The organism is Comamonas testosteroni (assembly GCF_014076415.1).
In the GTDB taxonomy this organism is placed as follows: Bacteria; Pseudomonadota; Gammaproteobacteria; order Burkholderiales; family Burkholderiaceae_C; genus Comamonas; species Comamonas testosteroni_F.
In genome coordinates, this window is the sequence record NZ_CP043568.1 from 5728106 (window position 1) to 5748250 (window position 20145).

Sequence of the window (20145 nt, forward strand, 5' to 3'; positions counted from 1 at the left end):
AGAGAGGGCGCCGTGCACACGGGGGAAGGCGCGAAGCGACTCAGAGGGTGTTTCATTTCTTGTCTGTCAGGAACTTGCCGTCGGCAGCGCCCACGCCCTTCTGGCGCCGGGTGTTGCCGTCCAGGCCGCCGTCGATGGCCCATTCGGCGAACACTGTCGGACCGGGTTCAAACTCGCGCGGCTGCCATTCGGCCGTGAGCTGGTCCTCGTCGGCGTAGTACTCGACCAGGGCACCGGCCGGATTCTTGAAGTACCAGAAATAGGCCGAGGACACGGGGTGGCGACCCGGGCCGAGCTGGGTGTCCCAGCCGCAGCGCGAGATGTGCATGCCGCCGCCGAAGACCTCGTGGATGTCTCGCACCGTGAAGGCCACGTGGTTCAGACCGGCATGCTTGTCCGGGCGCTGCAGCAGGAAGATGTCGTGGTGGCCGCCATCGGGCGCGGTGCGCAGAAAGGCGCCGCGCTCGGGGTAGCGGTCCGAGGCCGCGAAGCCGAAGTTCTCCACATAGAAGCGCTCGCAGGCCTGCACATCCTTGACGAAGAACACCACATGGCCGACCTCGATAGGCTGGGCGCGTTCATAGGCCGGGCTGGCCTGGTTGATTCGGCCCTTGCGGTCCCAGGTGTTGTACTCGGCGCTTTGCATCTGCACATCGCGCTTTTGCGTGAGCTGCAGGCGCACGGCCAGGCCGTTGGGGTCGGTGCAGCCGATACGTCCGCCGTTCGGGCCACCCTGCTTCACAAAGCCCGGCAGCTGCGCAATACGGGCTTCGTAAAGCGCCAGGTCGGCTTCGCTTTCCACTCCCCAGACCACTTCGCGCAGCGTGGGGCCGGGCTCGATGGCGGGCGGCAGATCGGGATGCTCGGTGGCGGCCACGATCACACGGCAGCCGTTCAGTGTCTCGAACACCAGCCGGTCGGCCTGCTCCTCGGCCAGGCTCAGGCCCCAGTCGAGAAAGAACTGGCGGCAGGCCGCCAGGTCGTCGGCGCCGTAGCTGATTTCGTCAATGCCCAGTACGCTCATGTCGTGCTCCTTCAATTCGCCCAAGCGATGGGGCTCTCGTTCAAACCCCAGTACATGCTTTTCTGCTCCATGTACTGCTGTATTCCCAACCGCCCCTTCTCGCGCCCCAGGCCGCTGTCGCGCCAGCCGCCGAAGGGCGTGGAGATGGAGAACTGCTTGTAGGTGTTGATCCACACGGTGCCGGCCTGCACCGCGCGGCCTATGCGCCATGCGGCCTTGTAGTCGCGCGTCCAGATGCCGGCGGCCAGCGCGTAGACGCTGTCGTTGGCCTGCTCGAGCAAGGCCTCTTCGTCATCGAAGGGCATGGCCACCAGCACAGGGCCGAAGATTTCCTGCTGGCAGATCTGGTCGGTGTTGCTTACGCCTTCAAGGATGGTCGGGCGGTAGTAGTAGCCGCGCTCGTACAGCGCGCCCTCGGGGCGGTGGCCGCCGGTGCGCAGCCTGCCGCCTTCGGACAGGCCCAGCTGCACATAGCTCTCGATGGATTCGCGGTGCTTGGCGGTGATCAGCGGCCCCATCTGGGTGCGCTCGTCGGCCGGATCGCCCACGCGTAGCGCGGCGGCCTTGGCCGTGAGGCGCTCCATGAAGTCGCCATAGAGCTTGCGTGCCACGAACAGGCGCGAACCGGCAATGCAGGATTCGCCCGAGGAGCTGAAGATGCCGTAGAGCACGCCGTTGACGGCATGGTCGAGGTCGGCGTCTTCCAGCACCATGGTGGCCGACTTGCCGCCCAGCTCCAGAGAGACGGGCATCATCTTGTCGGCAGCGATGCGGGCGATGTGCTTGCCCGTGGAGGTGCCGCCCGTGAAGGACACGCGCTTGACCAGCGGGTGCTTGGTGATGGCGTCGCCAATCACCGAACCGCGGCCGGGCAGCACGCTGACGATGCCCTTCGGAACACCCGCTTCCTCGCAGATCCGGGCCAGCTCCAGCGCCAGCAGCGGCGTGGCTTCGGCGGGCTTGACGACCACGGCATTGCCGGCCGCCAGCGCGGGAGCGAGCTTTTGCGCCTCGCTGGCGATGGGCGAGTTCCACGGCGTGATGGCCGCGACCACGCCCATGGGCTCATAGACGCTCATGGTCATGAAGTCGCCACGCGACGGCGTGATGGTCTCTTCCATGGTCTCGCAGGCCGCGGCGAAGAACTGGAAGGTGCCGGCAGCGCTGGCTACCAGCGCACGCGTCTCGCTGATGGGCTTGCCGTTGTCCAGGCGCTGCAGCTGGGCCAGCGGCTCGGCACGCTCGCGGATCAGCTGGGCCACGCGATGCAGCACGGCGGCGCGCTCATGGGGCTTCTTCTGGGCCCAGCCGCTGGTTCGGAAGGCATGGTCGGCCTTCTCGATGGCCTCTTGCACATCGGCCAGGCTGGGGGCGCGCAGGCGGCCCACCACCTCGCCGGTCGCGGGGTAGAGCGTGGCGGACTCGTCGCCGCCGCCAAGACGCCATTCGCCGCCGATATTGATGGGGAGCAGTTCTAGGTTCGACATCGTGAAGCTCTTTCGTTCTTGCTGGTCGTGCTGGCTCACTGAGCCTTGGTGGTGGCCGGGATCTGGTCCAGCTTGTTCACCGGAGGGCCCGAGAACGTGGTCTTGAAGCTGCCGATGGCGCGCATGTCGATCTCGAGCAGGAAGGGCCCCTTCTTGCCCCAGGCGTCTTCCAGCACCGCGGGCAGCTCGTCGAGATGGCTCACGCGGGCATGGGGCAGCTTGATGGACGCGCACAGCTGGGCGTAGTCGGGCGTATGCAGCTCCACATAGCAGCGGCGGCCGCCGTAAGAGGCGTCCTGGATGTTCTGGATCACGCCATAGCGCTGGTCGTTCATCAGCACGATCATGGTGTCGCACTCTTCCTGCACCAGGGTGGCAAGCTCGCCCAGGTTCAGGATGAAGCCGCCGTCGCCGGCCAGGCCCAGGGTCTTGCGACCCGAGCCGCTTTCGGCCGCGCCGATGGCCGCACCGATGGCCATGGGCATGCCCATGCCGATGCCGCCGCCCGTGGCGTGCACGCCGGCGTTGGGAGCGAAGAAGCGCAGTTCGCGGTTGCCCCAGGTGCTGTTGGAGACGGTCACGTCGCGCACCCAGTTGAAGTTGCGGCCCACGGCCTGCTGCAGCTGCTGCACCAGGGCGCTGTAAGGGCCCAGGCCGTCGCGCATGGTGGCCACGACTTCGTCGTGCACCTGGCGCAGGTCGGCCAGCAGCTCGGGGTCGGCCTTGTAACCGCGCGCTTCCAGGCGGTCGGCCAGGCCGCTCAGGGCCAGCGCCGAGTCGCCGCAGACAAAGCCGTCATCCATATAGCAGCGGCCTTGCTGGGCGGCGTCCACATCGATGCGCAGCAGCGGGCGCGGCAGCTTGAGTTCGTACTTCAGCGTCTCGTTGCTGCGCAGGCGCGTGCCCACGGCCAGCATGGCGTCGCAGCGCTGGTAGAAGGCTTCGACGGGCTTCTGGATGTTGTAGGCGCCCAGGGATGCGGGGTCGTCTTCGGGCACGATGCCACGGCCCTGGCCGGTGCTCACGATGCCGAAGCCCAGGGCCTTCAGACGCTGCACGGCAGCGCCGGCATGGCGGGCGCCGCCGCCCAGCCACAGCAGCGGGCGCCTGGCCTTGGCCAGTTGGTCGGCCAGCGCGTCGAGCGCGGCCTCGCCGGGAGCCAGCACGGCCACCGGCAGGGGCGACAGATCGGCGGGCATGGCTATCAGCGCCTGCTGGATGTCGATAGGAATCTCCACACTGACCGGGCCCGTGGGAGCGGTCATCGCGGTCTGCACCGCGGCCTTGAGCGTGGACAGGCAGGTCTCGGCGCTCAGCACGCGGAAAGCGGCCTTGGAGACGGACTTCAGCATGGTCAGCTGGTCCGGCGCCTCGTGGATGTACGACAGCTTCTTGTCCAGGTACTGGGTCTCGATCTGGCCCGTGATGTGCAAGAGCGGCGTGCCGGCCGTATAGGCCTCCACCAGGCTGCCGGCGATATTGCCCGAAGCCGGCCCGGTGCTGGTGATGCACACGCCCAGACTGGAGGTGGAGCGCGCGCAGGCATCGGCCATATTGCCGGCGCCGGCCTCGCCGCGCGCCATCACGAAGCGCACCTTGCCGCGGGCAAACATCGCGTCGAGGATGGGCATGTTGTGGATGGAGATCACCCCGAAGGCGGCCTTCACGTCGCAGTGCTCGAGGAATTCGGCAACGACGGCGCCGACGGTGATTTGGTTTGCGGTGGATGTCATGTTCTGGTCTGAATTTCGTTAGTGGTCGAAGCCGGCGCGCCTCATGCACGGGAGGCCAAGCAAGGGCCTAGGCGGCCCCGCCGCCCCGCAGCGAGGGCGTCGCCGGCTGCCCGTACGCCCCCCTCCCGCGTAGCGAGAGAGGGGGAAGCGGCGCAAGCCGCACAGGGGGTGCTACGCATATCTCGAAAGGCCACCGGAGACATCGATATGGCTGCCGGTCGTGTATGACGACAAGGGCGTGGCGAGGTAGAAAATGGCGCGGGCGGCTTCAGCGGGTGAGCCCAGGCGACCCAGTGGAATGGACTTCTTGCGGGCCAGATCGGCGCTCCACTGCTCCCAGGTCTGGCTGCGGTCCTCGCGGGCATCGAAGCGGCGGCGCCACTGGCCGGACTCGATCAGGCCGACCAGGATGCCGTTGACGCGCACACCCTTGGGGGCGAACTCGGTGGCCATGGAGCGCACCAGGTTCTTGAGGCCGGCGCGCGCCGCCGAGGTCGCAACCATATGCGGCTCCGGCTGGGAGGCCAGCAGCGAGTTCACGCAGACAATCGCAGACTCCGTGCCGCGCTCAAGCTGGGGCAGAAAGGCGCGCGTGGGATGCAGCACCGAGAAGAACTTCAGGTGCAGCTCCTCGGTCCAGGCTTCATCACTGGTGTTCTCGAAGGTGGAAACGCGGCCCTGACCGGCGTTGTTGATGAGAATGGAAGCCGGGCCCAGAGCCGCTTCGCTGGCGCGGGCGAACTGCTGCACCTGCCCGGCATCGAGCACGTCGCAGGCCTGGGCGAACAGGCGCTCGCGAGCCTCGGGGTGGCGCTCCAGCAGCTGCTTGACGGCCTGCTCCAGACGCTCGGGGTTGCGGCCGCACAGGGCCACGCGGGCTCCCTGGGCCAGCAACAGCTCCACGGTGGCCAGGCCTATGCCCGAAGAACCGCCGGTGACGACGGCCGTGGCGTCGAGTTTGAAATCATGCATGGCCGCCTCCTGCGCGCCTTGAAGTGATGGACAGAACCTGCGCGCTGGACTGCGGCCGGTAGTTGAGCAGCTCCGACAGTTCGTCGGCCGCCGCGCAGACGCGCGGCACCAGCTCCGTCTGGCGCCCGGGGTCGATCTGGGCCGAGGCCAGAGTCACACCCAGGGCCGCGATGACGCGGCCGCTGTGGTCGCGCACGGGCGCGGCGATGGTGGAGATCGAGCTTTCGTAGAAGCCCGCACCGGCCACATGGCCACGCTCGCGATCGGACTGAACCAGGTCGAAGAGCTCGATCACGGTCTTGGGCGTATTGGGCGAATGGCCTTCCAGCTGCTCTTCGGGATAGAGGGCTCGCAGCTCTGGCAGCGACAGATCAGCCAGCAGAATGCGACCCAGCAGCGTGGCATGGGCGGGCAACCGCGTGCCCACGCGCACCGAACTGGTCAGCGGTGTCGGCGGTGTGACCTTGGCCACATAGACAATGGAGCGGCCGTCGCGCACCACGATGTTGCAGGGGAAGCGGATTTCCTCGCACAAGCGCGCAATCACGGGCTGGCCCAGCTCGGTCAGGTCCATGGAGGACAGGAACTCGAAGCCCAGGCGCAACACTGACAGGCCCAGCCGGTAATCGTTGCCGCCCTCGGCGCGCTGCAAAAAGCCCATGCTCTCCAGCGTGTTGAGCATGCGGAAAACCGTGGCGCGCGGCAGCTGCAGGCGACGCGCCAGCTCGGGCGCGCCCAGCGTGGCGTTGTCGCGGCCGAACTCCTGCAGCAGGCGCAGACCGCGCTCCAGCGCCGGCACCATGTACTTGTCGGAGCCGCCGTCCGGCGCGCCACCCGCATCTTCAGGAATAGTGGAAGCAGACATATCCAACTTTCGGTTCATTCCAGCTTGTTGCACCCAAGCTTGAAGCGCCCCCGCTGCATGCACCGTTTCCGTCGCCAGAGACAGCAAGCAAGGGCCGCCCCGCAGCGAGGCTGTCGTCCCCCTGGGGGGAAGGCGCGCAGCGACTCAGGGGGCAATTCATATCAATTCATGACGAAGCCGCCGTTGACGGGCAGGACCTGCCCCGTCACAAAGCGCGCACCGTCCGACAACAGATAGGAAACGGCACCCGACACATCCTCGGGGCCCTGCTCGCGCTGCAGCGCGCGCTGGTCGATGTAGAGGCGATGGCGATGCTCGGGCACGTACTCGGTGGCCTCGACCAGCACCAGGCCCGGCGCCACGGCATTGATGGTGATGGCATCCGCGCCCAGCTCGCGAGCCATGGAACGCGTCATGGCCATCACGGCGCCCTTGCTGGCCACATAGGCCATCAGGTTGGGAGCGCCCCACATGGCGGTGTCGGAAGCCAGATTGACGATGGCACCGCGCCCGCTGTCCTTGAGCGCCGCACGGCAGGCACGGGTCATCAGCCAGACGCCGCGCACATTGACGTTCATCACCTGATCCCACTTTTCCAGGGCGATGTCGTCCATGCCCTTGCCGCCGGAGTCCGTCACGGCCGCGTTGTTGACCAGGCCATCCAGACCGCCAAGGGTCTGCACGGCCTGCTGTGCGCACTGCTCGATGGAATCCGGGTTGCTTGCATCAAAGGCGACGCCGTGAGCCTCGAAGCCCATGGCGCGCAGCTTGGCAACGGCTTCGCTCAGCAACTCGGCGCGCAGATCGGCCATCACAAGCTGCGCCCCCTGCTGGCACAGCGTCTGCGCAAAAGCAAAACCCAGGCCGCGCGCAGCGCCGGTCACAAGAATCCGGCGCCCAGCGAGCTGACCGGTGGAAGGCATGGTGTTGAGGGTCATCTTAAACCTTGTTTGTTTCAAATATGAAATGACACTTTTTTCTTGAAACAAGCCTGCAGTTTAGTGAGCCTTGTTTTAAGTCAATACCCGGAGAAACCCGTAGTCCCCACCCCACAGCGACACATGGGCGTAAAAAAACCGCGACAAGCGCGGTTGAAAGGAAAACGAGGCAACAAAAGGTATCCAGTCTGCAACTGTGTGCAGGCCAGATCGAAGTTCATCAACATTGATAGCTTCTAGCGCATGTCAATAACAGAACTTAGATTTGAAACATCATGAAAGCCATGCTTAACAAGCGGTAAAAGCTATCAATAAGCTAGCAAACAACTCTTTCCTTCGCAGGCGTCAGGCGCAGAAAGTCCAGCACCACGCACTGCGCGTAGCGGCTTGCCACCGTGCGCACAAAATCCGAAAAATCCACATGCGCACTGTCGTCCGCCCGGTCCGAGATGGTGCGCATCGCGGCAAAAGGCGTGCCGTAATCCAGGCAGGTCTGGGCCACGGCAGCGCCCTCCATCTCCACGGCCAGCACGGCGTGGCCGGCGGCCTCCAGATCGGTTCTCAGCTGCGCGCTGGCCTGGCGCGAACTGACAAACTGATCGCCGCTGGCAATCAGTCCCTGATGCACGCGGGCCGAAGCATACGAAGCCGCGATGCCGGAACGAACCGCCGAGTCGGCGGCCTGCGCCAGCCGGTCCGTCGCCGCCTCGTCGCAGGCCAGGGTGCTGCGGCCATAGCCGGGCAATTGCCAGCGCGGAAAGATCGGCGAGGCATCCATGTCATGCTGCACAAAGCTCCGGGCGATCACCACATCGCCCACGTTCACATCCGCGCCGATGCCGCCCGCCACGCCGGTGAACAGAATGCCGCGCACGCCGAAGCGCTCGATCAGCGCGGCGGTAGTGGTGGCAGCGGCCACCTTGCCTATGCCCGACAGCGCGCACACCACCTCATGGCCATGCAGTCGGCCTAGCCAGAAGTCGCGCCCGGCATGGCGCAGGCATTGCATGTCCTGCATGGCGTCGACCAGGCCGTGTTGTTCTTCGGCAAGAGCGCTGAGTATGGCAAGCGTCATGAATGGGGTTCTCCGGAACATGGGCCGGGCGGCCCTGGTGAAAGCACAAAAGAAAGTACAAGGAAAGCACAAAAGCGGCACCAGGCCGCTTTTGGGGGATGCGCAAGAGGCGCGATTAGAGCACGAGGGCTTACTGCGCCTCGATCTCATGACTTTTGATGATGGGCGCCCAAAGCCCTGTTTCCTTGCGGATCAGCTCGCCGAAAGCCTCGCCCTTGACCACCCAGGGCGTCATGCCCTGTGCCTTGAGCTGATTGAGGGCTGCCGGGGTCTTGAGAATCTTGTCGATATCCTCGCCCAGCTGCCTGACCACCTCGGCAGGCGTGTTCTTCGGAGCCAGCACGCCATACCAGGAGGAAATGGCAATCCCCGGCACGCCGGCTTCGGCCAGAGTCGGCACATTGGGCAAAAAGCCCGAGCGCGCGCCGTCGGTCACCGCCAGCGCGCGCAGCTTGCCCGACTGCACATGGGGCAGCACGGTGGGCAGATTGGCCACGATCATGGGAATGGTGCCGCCCAGCACATCGGTCACGCCCTGGGCAGAGCCCTTGTAGGCCACATGCATGATGTCCGCGCCCGACTTGTCCTTGAACAGCTCGCCCGCCAGGTGCAGGCTGGAGCCCACGCCGGGCGAGGCGTAGCTGATGGAGTTGGGCTTGGCCTTGGACAGCGCCACCAGTTCCTGAACCGACTTGGCCGGCACCTGCGGATTGACAGCAATGACATTGGCCGTGCGCCCCATGGAAGCCACGGGCACAAAGTCGCCAAACACGCTGTAGGGCAGCTTGGGCATCAGCGTCGGGTTGATGGTCAGATTGCCTTGCGGCACGACCAGCAGCGTATGGCCGTCGGGCTTGGCACGCTTGACCATATCGATACCGATATTGCCGCTGGCGCCGGGGCGGTTGTCGACGATGGCGGCCTGCTTGTAATGCTCGGTCAGGCCGGTCGCCAGAATTCGCGCCAGGATGTCCACAGGACCACCTGCAGGGAAAGGCGCAATGACGGTGAACTGCCCGGCGGAAAGCTGCTCGGCGGCAGTCGCCGCATGGGCGACGGGCAGGGCCAGGACGCTGGCCAGCGCCAGGCAGGATTTGAGAAAGTCGGAGCGTTGCATGAGGGTTCCAGAGGGTGGGGATGCCAGGCCGGCCGAGCTTCAATGCGCGCCCTGTTTGACGATGCGCAAGGAAATATTCGCCCAACCGTGACACCATGCTGAAGTGGGAAAGTCTGTTTGCAGGCTTGCAACAACAAGCAAGAGAGGTGCCAAGCCCATGGCGTGCATGACGCCAATGACCTGACGCCGGATCAGATGGCCAGTGGTGCCACGTTGTTGAGTACCGAGCGCACGACGCTGTACACCGTCAGCGCCGATGTCTTGGGGTTGGCCGCCAGAGGCTTGCCGCGCATGGTCAACTCCATGGCGCCGAAAGCACCCCGCGCCTCGACCTGGTGCACGTTTTCGTGGACGCCAGGGTCGGCAAACAGACGCACCATGGTCTTGTCCAGCCCCAGTCCGGCCAGCGACAAGGTGGCCGCCACATTGGCATTCTTGGGATAGAGCTGTGCGGCCTCGCGCGCCGAGCCTTCAAAAATGCAGAAGGCCTCGGTCAAGCCGTCCAGATCGCAGACTTGCTCGGCCGGGGTACCGCTCCAGGCCTTTGGCGGCTTGCGGCCTGTGTAGACCACCGTCTCCAGTCCGCCCACGCGCGCCGCCGCCAGCGCATCAATGCCGCCGATGGCGCCCGACAACAGCTGGGCCTGCGTCCTGCCAGCCTCGGCCGCAGCCTGTACCCGCTCGGCCATGCCCGGGGCACTCAAGGCGCCTATGGATGCGATGACCGCCGGAATGCCGCGCGCCAGGGCCGGCAGCACATGCTCCTCTATGGCTGCATGACCCGCGCATTCCACCAGCAGATCCGGCACCGCGTCGCCGGGCAAGGCCTGCAGCAGCTGCGCCTGTGGCGCCAGGCGGGCAGCCGTCTCGCGCACGGCTGGCGTGATCTCGGGAACCAGTACCCAGCCCACCTGCAGCCGGGTATCTCCGCTCAAAAGCTCCAGCACACTGGAGCCAATCGCGCCGCAGCCAATCAAAGCAATATTTTTCATCTCTAGCCTCCTGAAAAATGCGCTGGCCCGGCGTGATCGGGGTCAGCGCAAATGGTCCGGGTGCTGCTGGCGCAAATGAGCGGACAAAGTCTCTGCCGCCTGCTGCACCTTCTGCACCCAGAGCTGGGTTTTTTCGGGCCCCAGCTCGGTAAACGGAATGGCCATGGCCAGCCCCGCAACCACCCGCCCGTCTGCGGCGCGCACCGGCGCTGCAATACTGGAAACGCCAGGCTCGTAAAAGCCCTCGCCCATGGCATAGCCGCGCTCGCGATCCTCGGCCAGCAGGCGCAGCAGCTCGTCGACGTTGCGCGGCGTGCTCTCGGAGAACTGGGGCAGTTCCTCGCCGCCAAACACCGAGCGCAGCTGCGCGCCATCCATGTCATGCAGCAGGGCCCGCCCCAGCACCGTCGCATGCGCCGGCAGACGCGAGCCCACGCGCACCGCGCCCTGGAATGCCCCGGACGGAGTGACGCGTGCCACATAGACCACGGAAGTGCCGTCGCGCAATGCAAGATTGCTGGTCATGCCCAGCTCATCGCACAAGGCCTGCAGCACAGGCTCGGCCAGTTGCGCCAGCGGCTGGGTGGACAGATAGTCATAGCCCAGGCGCAGCACGGCCAGACCGAGCCGGTATTCGGTACCGCTGCGCTGCAGATACCCCGAGTTTTCAAGCGTGGTCAACATGCGAAACACCGTGGAGCGCGGCAGCTCGAGGCTGCGCGCCAGCTCGGGCGCACTCCAGACCGGCTGCTCCGGACCAAAGCAGGCCAGCAGGCGCAGTCCTCGATCCAGGGCTGGCACGGTGTAACGATCTTGTTCGTTGGTTGAAATCTCAGGGGTTTCGCTCATAGCAATCAGCTGGTATTGGGGCAATAGCTTTGGTTCAACAAAGATGCCAGCCTATGCGCGACCTCCATTGGTTGTTCCACGGGTGAAGCATGACCGGCAGCCGCAAGCGTACCGTAGTGCGCGCCCAGCAGTTCGGACCAGGACTTGCAGGCTGCAGGTGTGGTCACCACATCGTGCTCGCCGACCCAAACCTCGACCGGCATGCCCAGCCTGCCCTGTGCCTGTGCCAGATCGCTGCCGCATAGCAGCTCGACCGCCTGCGCATAGCCCTGCGGCTGCATGCGTGCCGTATTCCAGCGCACCCATGCACGCACGGCTTCAGGAGCCTCGGAGGACACCAGGCGCTGATCGATGACGGCCGCCAGACCCGCGACCCCCTTCTCGGCCAGTGAAGCCAGACGACCCTCGCGCACCTTGGCCTGCTGCTCGGCCTTGGCCGTCGCGCCGTAGCCGCCCGCCGGGCTGATGAGCACCAGTTGCTCGACCAGTCCCGGCGCGGCCATGGCAGCCAGCCTGGCTGCCATCAGGGCGCCCAGCGAGTGCCCGACCAGGATGCAACGCCGAACGCCCAGCACCAGCAGCGACTGAGCCAGCGCCTGTGCATAGTCGGCATCGGCAGGCGCCGATTGGGCCAGCGGCGTCGAGACGCCATAGCCAGGTGCATCCCAGGCCAGAACGCGCACTTTGTCAGCCAGCTGCAGCGCCACATCCAGCCAGGATGCTGCCCCGGAGCTGATGCCATGCAGCAGCACCACCGCAAAGTCGGAGCTGGCGTCGCCTGCCTCGCGCCAGGCGACCTGAGCCTTCTGCGGAAGCTTCACCAGCCGCTCGGGAAAACCGGTCTGCAGCAGCTGCAGTTTCAGCGACAGCAAATCTTCATGCATGGCGAAGCTCAGCGCTTGATCTTGGCCAGAGGATGCTCGGGCGGATAAGTCGGGGTGACGGGCTTTTTGGCGCCCAGCATCACGCACATCAGCGCATCCTCATCACCGACATTGATCTCTTCGCGGTAGACGCCGGGCGGCACCGAAACCACATCGCGATCGGTCAGGATGGTCTCGAAACGCTCGCCGTCCTTTTCCAGCACCAGCTTGAGCTTGCCGCGCATCACGAAAAACACTTCTTCCACATCGGTGTGCAGATGCGAAGGGCCTTCATGGCCGGCGGGAATCACCATGGTGGAGAAGGTGAAGTTTTCCGACGGAATGGTGTTGCTGTCGGAGGCCACGCCCGTGCCGCCCGTGCCGATGTAACGCATCTGGCCGCGGCGGTATTTGGGGTCAAAGTCGGCCTGGAACTTCAGGGCATCGAAGTCGTACTTGCGCGTGGCAAAGCGCGCAATGCGTGTGCTCATCCAGTCTTCAAAGCTGGAACCCTCGGGGCGATCCCAAGTACGGGCGCTGTTGTCTTGTGCGATCTCGCTCATATGTCTCTCCTGAAACCGTTGGTGAACACAAAAAGCGATTTGCTTTTTGTTTTACTAATAAAACCAGGTTCATTTGGCGAAACAATTATAAGAAGACTTGCCCGATATCAACAAGCACATTTCCTTGTTGCTGCGGTGGAGACAGGTATCGGTGTGGCGTTTTGCCCCCGCCCACACAGGCACCGGCCTGAAAACGGGCATAAAAAAAGGAGCGCCAAGCGCTCCTGTGAACTCGCCTTGAAGGACAAGATGAAAAACTCTCAGGCGTCGCGCAGCTCCCTGCGCAGGATCTTGCCCACGGGAGTCTTTGGCAGATCGGTGCGAAAGACGATGTGGCGCGGACGCTTGTAGCCAGTCAGATTGGCATGGCAGTAGTCGCGGATGGCCTGCTCCGTCAATGCCGGGTCTTTTTTGACGACGACGAGCTTGATGGCCTCGCCGGACTTTTCGTCGGGTACGCCGACCACCGCGCACTCCAGCACGCCGGGGCAGTTGGAGACCACGTCCTCGACCTCGTTGGGATAGACATTGAAGCCGCTGACGATGACCATGTCCTTCTTGCGATCCACGATCTTCACAAAGCCGCGCTCGTCCATGGTGCCGATGTCACCGGTCAGGAAGTAGCCGTCGGCCGTCATGACCTTGGCGGTTTCGTCGGGGCGCTGCCAGTAACCGGCCATGACCTGCGGGCCCAGCACGGCGACTTCGCCGGGCAGACCCGGCTCGCTCACGTCCTGGCCGTCGTCGCCGACCAGCTTCACATAGGTGCTGGGCAGGGGCACGCCGATGGTGCCCGAGTAAGCCGTGGCCGTGACCGGGTTGCAGGTCACCGAAGGACTGGTTTCCGATAGGCCATAGCCCTCGCAGATGGGGCAGCCGGTCTTCTTGAGCCACAGCTCGGCCACGGCGCTCTGCACGGCCATGCCGCCGCCCACCGAGACCTTGAGATGGCTCCAGTCCACGGTGCCGAAGTCGGGGTGGTTGGCCAGTCCGTTGAACAAGGTGTTCACGGCCGGAAAGCTGTGGAAACGGTGCCTGGACAGCTCCTTGAGCGTGGCCTTGAGATCGCGCGGATTGGGGATCAGCACGGTCTTGCCGCCGGTACGCATGGCCAGCATCATGTTCACCGTGAACGCGAAGATGTGATAGAGCGGCAGCGCACAGATGCTGGTGGGCTGTTCACCGGCCGGCACCTTCTTCATGGCGGGCTCGTTCCAGGCTTCGGACTGCAGCACGTTGGCGATGATGTTCCTGTGCAGCAGCACGGCACCCTTGCTCACGCCCGTGGTGCCGCCCGTGTATTGCAGCAGCGCCATGTCGTCGGCCTTGAGCACCGGCGCGTTCAAGGTCGCACCGCGACCCTTGGCCAGTGCGTCCTTGAAGCGCACGGCACCGGGCAGGCTGAAGGGCGGCACCAGCTTCTTGACGGAGCGCACCACGTAATTGACCAGCATGCCCTTCAGAAGCCCCAGCTCGTCGCCCATGGCGCAGAGCACGATGTGCTGCACGGCGCTGCCATGCATGCCGTCCTGCAGCGTCTTGGCGAAGTTCTCGATGATGACGATGGCCTTGGCGCCCGAATCCTTGAGCTGATGCTCGAGCTCGCGCGCCGTGTAGAGCGGGTTGACGTTGACCAGCACATAGCCGGCACGCAGCACCCCGGCCACGGCCACCGGATACTGGGGAATATTGGGCATCATCAGCGCAACACGGTCGCCGCGCTGCAGCCCCAGGCTTTGCAGATAGGCGGCAAAGAGCTTGCTCTGCGCATCGACCTGGGCGAAGGTCAACTCCTTGCCCATGAAGGAATAGGCCACCTTGTCGGCATGCTTGGCAAATGCCTCCTCCATCAAGGCCACCAGCGATGGATACTGGGACGCATCGATGTCCGCAGGAACTCCCTCTGGATATGCTTTCAGCCAAGGACGGTCACTCATTCTTCTGTCTCCGTGTCTTATCGTCTGATCCGGCCATTGTGATAAAAAGCACGGTCGTTCGATACTGTAGTAACCCTAGGAAACAAGCCGGGTCACCTTGGTAACAGAAGTCATAAGCCATGAAAAAAGCCCGCAGGCAACAGGCTGCGGGCTTTGAATGTTTTCTGCCTCAAGCGCTTACTGGTAAAGCGCTGACAGCTATCAAACTTGAGTTTACTTGACCAGCTGGGCCAGATCGCCGGCGGCGTATTTCTTGGCCATTTGCTCCAGGCTGTAGCCCTTGATCTTGGCGCCCTGGCCTTCGCAGCCGAACTCGATGTAGCGGGCCTTGCAGACTTGCTTGGCCGCTTCGCGGGCAGGCTTGAGCCATTCGCGGGCGTCGAACTTGTCGGGGTTCTCGGCCAGGAACTTGCGCACCGCGCCGGTCATCGCCAGACGGATATCTGTGTCGATATTGATCTTGCGCACGCCGTACTTGATGGCTTCCTGGATCTCTTCCACGGGCACGCCGTAGGTTTCCTTCATCTTGCCACCGTACTGGTTGATGATGGCCAGCAGCTCCTGGGGCACGGAGGAGGAGCCATGCATCACCAGGTGGGTGTTGGGGATGCGGGCATGGATTTCCTTGACGCGGGAAATCGCCAGGATGTCGCCTGTGGGCTTGCGGCTGAACTTGTAGGCGCCATGGCTGGTACCGATGGCGATCGCCAGCGCGTCCAGCTGGGTGGCCTTGACGAACACGGCAGCTTCTTCGGGGTCGGTCAGCATCTGGCTGTGGTCCAGCTTGCCCTCGGCACCGATGCCGTCTTCTTCGCCGGCTTCGCCGGTTTCCAGGTTGCCCAGGCAGCCCAGCTCGCCTTCCACGGTGGCGCCGATCTGGTGGGCCATGGCCACCACCTTCTGGGTCACGTCCACGTTGTAGTCGAAGGACGAAGGCGTCTTGCCGTCGGCCATCAGCGAGCCGTCCATCATCACAGAGCCGAAGCCCAGGTTCAGCGCGCCCTGGCAGACTTCAGGCGTGGTGCCATGGTCCTGGTGCATCACCAGGGGGATGTGGGGATACATCTCGGCAGCAGCCTGGATCAGGTGCTTGATGAAGGGCTCGCCGGCGTATTTGCGGGCGCCAGCGCTGGCCTGCAGGATCACGGGCGCACCGACTTCGTCAGCCGCCGACATCACGGCCTGGACCTGTTCCAGATTGTTCACGTTGAAGGCGGGGATGCCATAGCCGTTTTCAGCAGCATGGTCCAGCATTTCGCGCATCGAGATCAAAGGCATGGTGGGTTCCGTTCAAAGTTTTGAGAGGCAACGCCCCCGGCGATGAATCACTGCAGTGCGCCGCACGACAGCTGTGGTCCGGGGAAAGACCAGCGGCCACGCTTCGGTAACCGCTTAGTAACCGGGCATTTTAACCGGCTAGCGGTATTTCCATGCGATAGCAGGTGGTGAAGCCTTGCGGTGCCTCGGCCACCATGAAGCGCCCGCCATGGGCCTGCATGACGCGGCTGACGATTTCATGGCCCAGATGCAGACTGTCCACGGGCGGCACATGGACCGGCGCGGCATCGCGCCTGCCGTCATCGCAGACCTGCACCCAGGCCAGCGCACGGGTCGAATCAAGACCGGCCTGCACCTCGATCTGTGTGCCCGTCGGCGTGTGGCGCACGGCGTTTTCCACCAGGTTGCGCAGGGCTGAGTCGAGCAGCAGCGCATTGCCGCGCACAGGCAGCTCCTGCGGGGCGTCCACGGAGATCATGTCTTCACGCTGCCAGGCATGCTGAGCTTGTGCCGCCGCCACATCGCGCACCACATCGGCCCAGTTCACGGGCTGCAAAGGCGCATCCAGCATGCCGCGTCCAGCCCGGGCCAGGGTCAGCAACTGATCGAGCACATGGCCGGCATGCAGGGCGTCCTGGCCAATGCGCTGCAGCGCGGCCTGCATGACAGCAGTATCGGTCTGCCCCCCCGACTTCAGTGCCTGGGCCTGCAAAGCGATGGAGGCCAGCGGCGTGCGCAGCTCATGGGCCACTTCATTGGCCAGATTGCGCTCGCGCTCCAGTGCCTCCTGCTGGCGGTCGAGCAAGGTGTTGATGGAGCTGACCATGGGCGAGAGCTCGCGCGGCACATGGGCGTCGGACAGGCGCTGGTCGCGGCCCAGATCCAGCGCCTCCACGCGTTGCGTGAGCTGATTGAGAGGACGCATGCCGCGGCGCATGGCCACACCCAGCGCAATCACGATCACGGGCAGCAGCCAGAAGCCCGGCTCTATCATCTGCATGGCGATGTCGTCGGCCAGACTGTCGCGCTCGGCCAGGTCGATCATCACCGTGACCTTGGCTGTTTTGTCGTGGCTCCACTGGGTATAGCTGCGCCAGGCCTTGCGTTCATCCGCGCCAATCGTGGCAAAGCCCTGCTCGATGTCGAAATCCGGCAAAGGCGCCTGTCCGGTGCGCGAGATCAGCAGTCCTTGCGCATTCCAGAGCACCACGCTCAGCGACTCCTGATAATCGTGGGCACGCAGCCCAGGCGGACGCTGCACCGGTGTCGAATCTCGCACAGGAACATCGTCCTGCACATGCCAGTTCAAGGTCAGCGCAGCCACTCCTGCCAGGTGTCCGTCGGTCAGCTCATCGGCCTCGTGCACCCCGGTCTGGTAGCCCCAGATGACAAAGCTGCCCCAGACAAGCGCCAGCGCGCCCAACATCCAGGCCAGCAGATTCAGCTGCAGCGAGCTGCGGCGCATGCCGGTCTGCGGCATGGCCTTCACTCCTGCTCCTGCGGCATGAAGTAGCCCACGCCGCGCATGGTCACAATGATCTTCTGGCCCAGCTTCTTGCGAAGATGGTGGACATAGACCTCCACGGCATTGCTATCCACCGTATCGCCCCAGCTGTAGAGATGCTCCTCGATTTGTGGGCGCGACAGCACCCGCCCGCGCGCAAGCAACAAGGCCCAGAGCACGGCAAATTCGCGCGGTGAAACCTCCACCTTCTGCCCCGCCTGCCTGATGGTGCGGGCAGCCGGGTCCACCTCCAGATCCGCATGGCGGATCACCGGCGATGCCTGACCGGCCGCGCGGCGCATCATGGCGCGCAAGCGGGCCTCCAGCTCGTCCATGTCAAAAGGTTTGACCAGGTAGTCATCGGCACCCAGATTGAGCCCCGCGACCCGGTCCTGCACCTGATCGCGTGCCGTGAGGATCAGCACCGGCGTGGCCGGATCCGGCAGTTGCGGCACGCCGGGCCGGCCGGTCTGCTGGCGCAGGCGGCGCACCACCTCGCTGCCATCGCCGTCGGGCAGCCCCAGGTCCAGCAACACGGCATCGAAGCGCTCGGCACTCAGGGCATGCCAGGCCTCGGCCACGCTGGCGCACACGTCCACCGCATAGCCGCGCTGCATGAGATTGGTTCGCAGCCCCGCTGCAATGCCTTCGTTGTCTTCGACCACCAGAATTCGCATGCACGCATTGTGCGCGGCAATCCCCAATCCACTCAACTTGCCGGTCAACGCCGATGCACACCTCCCCTGATCGCGCATGGGCTTGACATCCGCAAGCCAGCATTTCGCCTTAACATCGGCCACCCTCCATTGCCGCAACCTGCCGCAGCGCCTTCATGTTCTTCTTCGATCCGTTTCTGTTTGCGCTGTTCAATGCCGATGCTCAGACGCACTGGTTCAGCATCCAGCTGGCACGTTCGCTCTCGGCCTGGTTGCCCAATCTGAGCGGCGCTCTGGTCCTGCTGGCCCTGGTGTTCGGCTCACCGGCAACGCGTCGCACCATGCTGATGCTGCTGCTGTCCATGGCCATGGCCTGGCTGATCGCCAGACTCATACGCTGGGGCTTCCCGGCTCCGCGCCCATTCCAGCTCAATCTGGGTACGCTATGGATTCAGCATGGCGGACGTGCCGGCTTTCCCAGCCTGCATGCCAGCGGAGCCTTTGCCCTGGCCATGGCCCTCAGCCTGGGCGCAACCCGCCACCGCAAGCCGCTGGTCTGGCTGGCCTGGATAGCCGCCATCGGCATCGCCTGGAGCCGCGTCCATCTGGGGGTGCACTTTGCCTCCGATCTGATGGCCGGCGCGCTGGTAGGCATCAGCGGTGCCCTCATCGTCTGGCATATCGCCTTCCAGCTGCGCCGCCGCCGTCATCTGCGCGTCATGCCGCATCTCAGACGCCTGCGCAGCGCATGGACGGCCCAGGGCTGAGCAAGACCTTAAGCGCTTGTTAAGCAGCGCTTTCTATCGTGGCGGGCATGAAGTCGTCCGCCCCCTCGATCCCTTACCCTCCTCTTCGCCCAGCCTCCTCTCCAGCCCTTCTGGGCTGGACTGTCATCGCCCTGGCCTGCGTACTGGCCTGGGACATGAGCGCCCTGGACATGCCCATGGCGCACTGGTTTGGCAACCGCCAGGGCTTTGCCCTGCAGAACGACTGGTTCATGGTCAATATTGCCCATGAAGGCGCGCGCAAGCTGGCCTGGATCATCGTGATGGGGCTAAGCCTGACGATCTGGTGGCCCGTCGGCTGGCTGCGCAACGTGCCTTATCCACGCCGGATACAGTTGGTGGTGGGTTCATTGATCGCGCTCGTCGTCATGACCCTGATAAAACGCATCAGTGTCACCAGTTGCCCTTGGGATCTCAGCGATTTTGGCGGCGTGGGCCACTATGTCTCTCACTGGGCCTGGGGAGTGACAGACGGTGGCGGCGGCCACTGCTTTCCAGCCGGCCACGCCTCGGCGGGTTTTGCCTTCATCAGCGGCTACTTTGCGCTGCGCCACGACCTGCCGCGCGCCGCGCGCCTGTGGCTTGCTGCGGCCCTGGTGGCTGGTTTTGCCCTGGGCCTGGCGCAGCAGATGCGCGGCGCCCACTTCATGAGCCACACCCTGTGGACCGCCTGGCTTTGCTGGACGGCCAGCTGGTTTTGCGATCTGCTGACCACCCGCCGCCTGGCGCGCCAGGCACCGGCGGATACAGCCATGTCTCCCGACGAGCTGCTTGCCCAGGACTGAGCGCAGCACACATGCAAAGGTCATTCATGCTGCTCTTCGATGCCCCCGTATTTCACTTTCTGAATGCCAACACCCAGAGCCCGCTGTGGTGGATTCAAGCCTCGCGCTTTGCCTCCAACTGGTTGCCCGGCCTGTGCGCCCTGCCCGTGATTGCTGCCATGCTGGCGCTTGCCAAGGGCTGGCAGCGCAGCCTGCAACTGGCCTTGCTGTCCATGGCATGTGCCTGGCTGGCCTGCCGTCTGATTCGCTGGGGCCTGCCCATGCCCAGGCCGGCGCAACTGGGCATGGGCATGCAGTGGATAGCACATGGTGTCAGCGCCAGCTTTCCCAGCATGCACGCCGCCGGCGCCTTTGCCCTGGCTCAGGGCATCAACCTGGGAGTGGGCAGACACCAGCGCTGGCTGGTTGTTGTCGCATGGCTTCTCGCCACCAGCGTGGCACTCAGCCGCGTGGTGCTGGGCGTGCATTTCCCGTCGGACGTTCTGGCCGGCATGCTGGTCGGTGCCGCCAGCGCCGTGCTGGTCTGGCGCAGCGCCCTGCAGATTAAACAAGCCCGGCGCCGCCAACGGCTCAAGCGCCGGCTGCAAACCCAGATCGGCTGAGGCACGCTATCAAAACAAAAGCTGCCAGCGCTTTATCCATGAGCGCTGGGAGCTTTTTTGATGAGGCATGCTTCAAGTCAGAGGCATCGAGCAAGAGCCGCCTCGCAGCGAAGATGCCGT

General features: G+C 64.6%; 19 protein-coding genes. 3 read left to right on the forward strand and 16 right to left on the reverse strand.

Translation table 11 applies throughout. The features are described 5' to 3' along the window. Window positions 1-52: 52 nt before the first annotated feature. The 16 genes from F0P97_RS26390 to F0P97_RS26465 all read right to left on the reverse strand — a co-directional run bounded on the left by F0P97_RS26390 (window position 53) and on the right by F0P97_RS26465 (window position 17874). Window positions 53-1024 (reverse strand): VOC family protein, encoded by a 972-nt coding sequence (locus F0P97_RS26390; RefSeq protein WP_182284971.1) that lies wholly within the window; start codon window positions 1022-1024, stop codon window positions 53-55. Between the two features lie 11 nt (window positions 1025-1035). Next, window positions 1036-2511: an aldehyde dehydrogenase gene (locus F0P97_RS26395; protein ID WP_182284972.1), complete on the reverse strand. Its 1476-nt coding sequence runs from the start codon at window positions 2509-2511 to the stop codon at window positions 1036-1038. Window positions 2512-2546: 35 nt separating this feature from the next. Beyond that, window positions 2547-4244, reverse strand: a complete 1698-nt coding sequence (locus F0P97_RS26400) for a thiamine pyrophosphate-binding protein (protein WP_182284973.1) — start codon at window positions 4242-4244, stop codon at window positions 2547-2549. Between the two features lie 171 nt (window positions 4245-4415). After that, entirely contained in the window at window positions 4416-5216 is an 801-nt protein-coding gene (locus F0P97_RS26405) for an SDR family oxidoreductase (protein WP_182284974.1), read from the reverse strand. Next, window positions 5209-6081, reverse strand: a complete 873-nt coding sequence (locus F0P97_RS26410; protein ID WP_182284975.1) for an IclR family transcriptional regulator — start codon at window positions 6079-6081, stop codon at window positions 5209-5211. Before F0P97_RS26410 ends, F0P97_RS26405 begins: the two co-directional genes overlap by 8 nt. 161 nt (window positions 6082-6242) lie before the next feature. Then, complete coding sequence (locus F0P97_RS26415; protein WP_182284976.1) at window positions 6243-7019, reverse strand: SDR family oxidoreductase; 777 nt, start codon at window positions 7017-7019, stop codon at window positions 6243-6245. A 316-nt stretch (window positions 7020-7335) separates the two neighbouring features. Beyond that, window positions 7336-8094, reverse strand: a complete 759-nt coding sequence (locus F0P97_RS26420; protein WP_182284977.1) for a 5'-methylthioadenosine/adenosylhomocysteine nucleosidase — start codon at window positions 8092-8094, stop codon at window positions 7336-7338. Window positions 8095-8224: 130 nt separating this feature from the next. Next, window positions 8225-9211, reverse strand: a complete 987-nt coding sequence (locus tag F0P97_RS26425; protein ID WP_182284978.1) for a Bug family tripartite tricarboxylate transporter substrate binding protein — start codon at window positions 9209-9211, stop codon at window positions 8225-8227. A gap of 191 nt (window positions 9212-9402) precedes the next feature. Further along, entirely contained in the window at window positions 9403-10203 is an 801-nt protein-coding gene (locus tag F0P97_RS26430; protein ID WP_182284979.1) for an aspartate dehydrogenase, read from the reverse strand. A gap of 42 nt (window positions 10204-10245) precedes the next feature. Beyond that, a complete protein-coding gene (locus tag F0P97_RS26435; protein WP_182284980.1) occupies window positions 10246-11052 on the reverse strand; it encodes an IclR family transcriptional regulator in 807 nt (268 codons plus the stop codon). Between the two features lie 5 nt (window positions 11053-11057). Further along, a complete protein-coding gene (locus F0P97_RS26440; protein ID WP_182284981.1) occupies window positions 11058-11936 on the reverse strand; it encodes an alpha/beta fold hydrolase in 879 nt (292 codons plus the stop codon). A gap of 8 nt (window positions 11937-11944) precedes the next feature. Further along, the gene (locus F0P97_RS26445; protein WP_003072476.1) at window positions 11945-12478 is read right to left on the reverse strand and encodes a cupin domain-containing protein; all 534 of its coding nucleotides are present in this window, start codon (window positions 12476-12478) and stop codon (window positions 11945-11947) included. A 260-nt stretch (window positions 12479-12738) separates the two neighbouring features. Then, window positions 12739-14415, reverse strand: coding sequence for a long-chain-fatty-acid--CoA ligase (locus F0P97_RS26450; RefSeq protein ID WP_182284982.1), 1677 nt, complete (start codon window positions 14413-14415; stop codon window positions 12739-12741). Window positions 14416-14628: 213 nt separating this feature from the next. Further along, window positions 14629-15693 carry a class II fructose-bisphosphate aldolase gene (gene fba, locus F0P97_RS26455; RefSeq protein ID WP_182284983.1) on the reverse strand — a complete coding sequence of 355 codons (1065 nt, stop codon included), beginning with the start codon at window positions 15691-15693 and terminating at the stop codon, window positions 14629-14631. Window positions 15694-15823: 130 nt separating this feature from the next. After that, window positions 15824-17173 carry a histidine kinase dimerization/phospho-acceptor domain-containing protein gene (locus tag F0P97_RS26460; RefSeq protein ID WP_182284984.1) on the reverse strand — a complete coding sequence of 450 codons (1350 nt, stop codon included), beginning with the start codon at window positions 17171-17173 and terminating at the stop codon, window positions 15824-15826. Between the two features lie 5 nt (window positions 17174-17178). Beyond that, a complete protein-coding gene (locus F0P97_RS26465) occupies window positions 17179-17874 on the reverse strand; it encodes a response regulator transcription factor (protein WP_182284985.1) in 696 nt (231 codons plus the stop codon). A 155-nt stretch (window positions 17875-18029) separates the two neighbouring features. Between F0P97_RS26465 and F0P97_RS26470 the strand changes: the two genes are divergently transcribed. The 3 genes from F0P97_RS26470 to F0P97_RS26480 are packed head-to-tail and all read left to right on the forward strand — an operon-like array spanning window position 18030 to window position 20025. Continuing rightward, entirely contained in the window at window positions 18030-18620 is a 591-nt protein-coding gene (locus F0P97_RS26470) for a phosphatase PAP2 family protein (RefSeq protein WP_182284986.1), read from the forward strand. 47 nt (window positions 18621-18667) lie between these two features. Further along, the gene (locus F0P97_RS26475; RefSeq protein ID WP_182284987.1) at window positions 18668-19423 is read left to right on the forward strand and encodes a phosphatase PAP2 family protein; all 756 of its coding nucleotides are present in this window, start codon (window positions 18668-18670) and stop codon (window positions 19421-19423) included. Between the two features lie 26 nt (window positions 19424-19449). After that, entirely contained in the window at window positions 19450-20025 is a 576-nt protein-coding gene (locus tag F0P97_RS26480; protein WP_182284988.1) for a phosphatase PAP2 family protein, read from the forward strand. Window positions 20026-20145 lie beyond the last annotated feature (120 nt).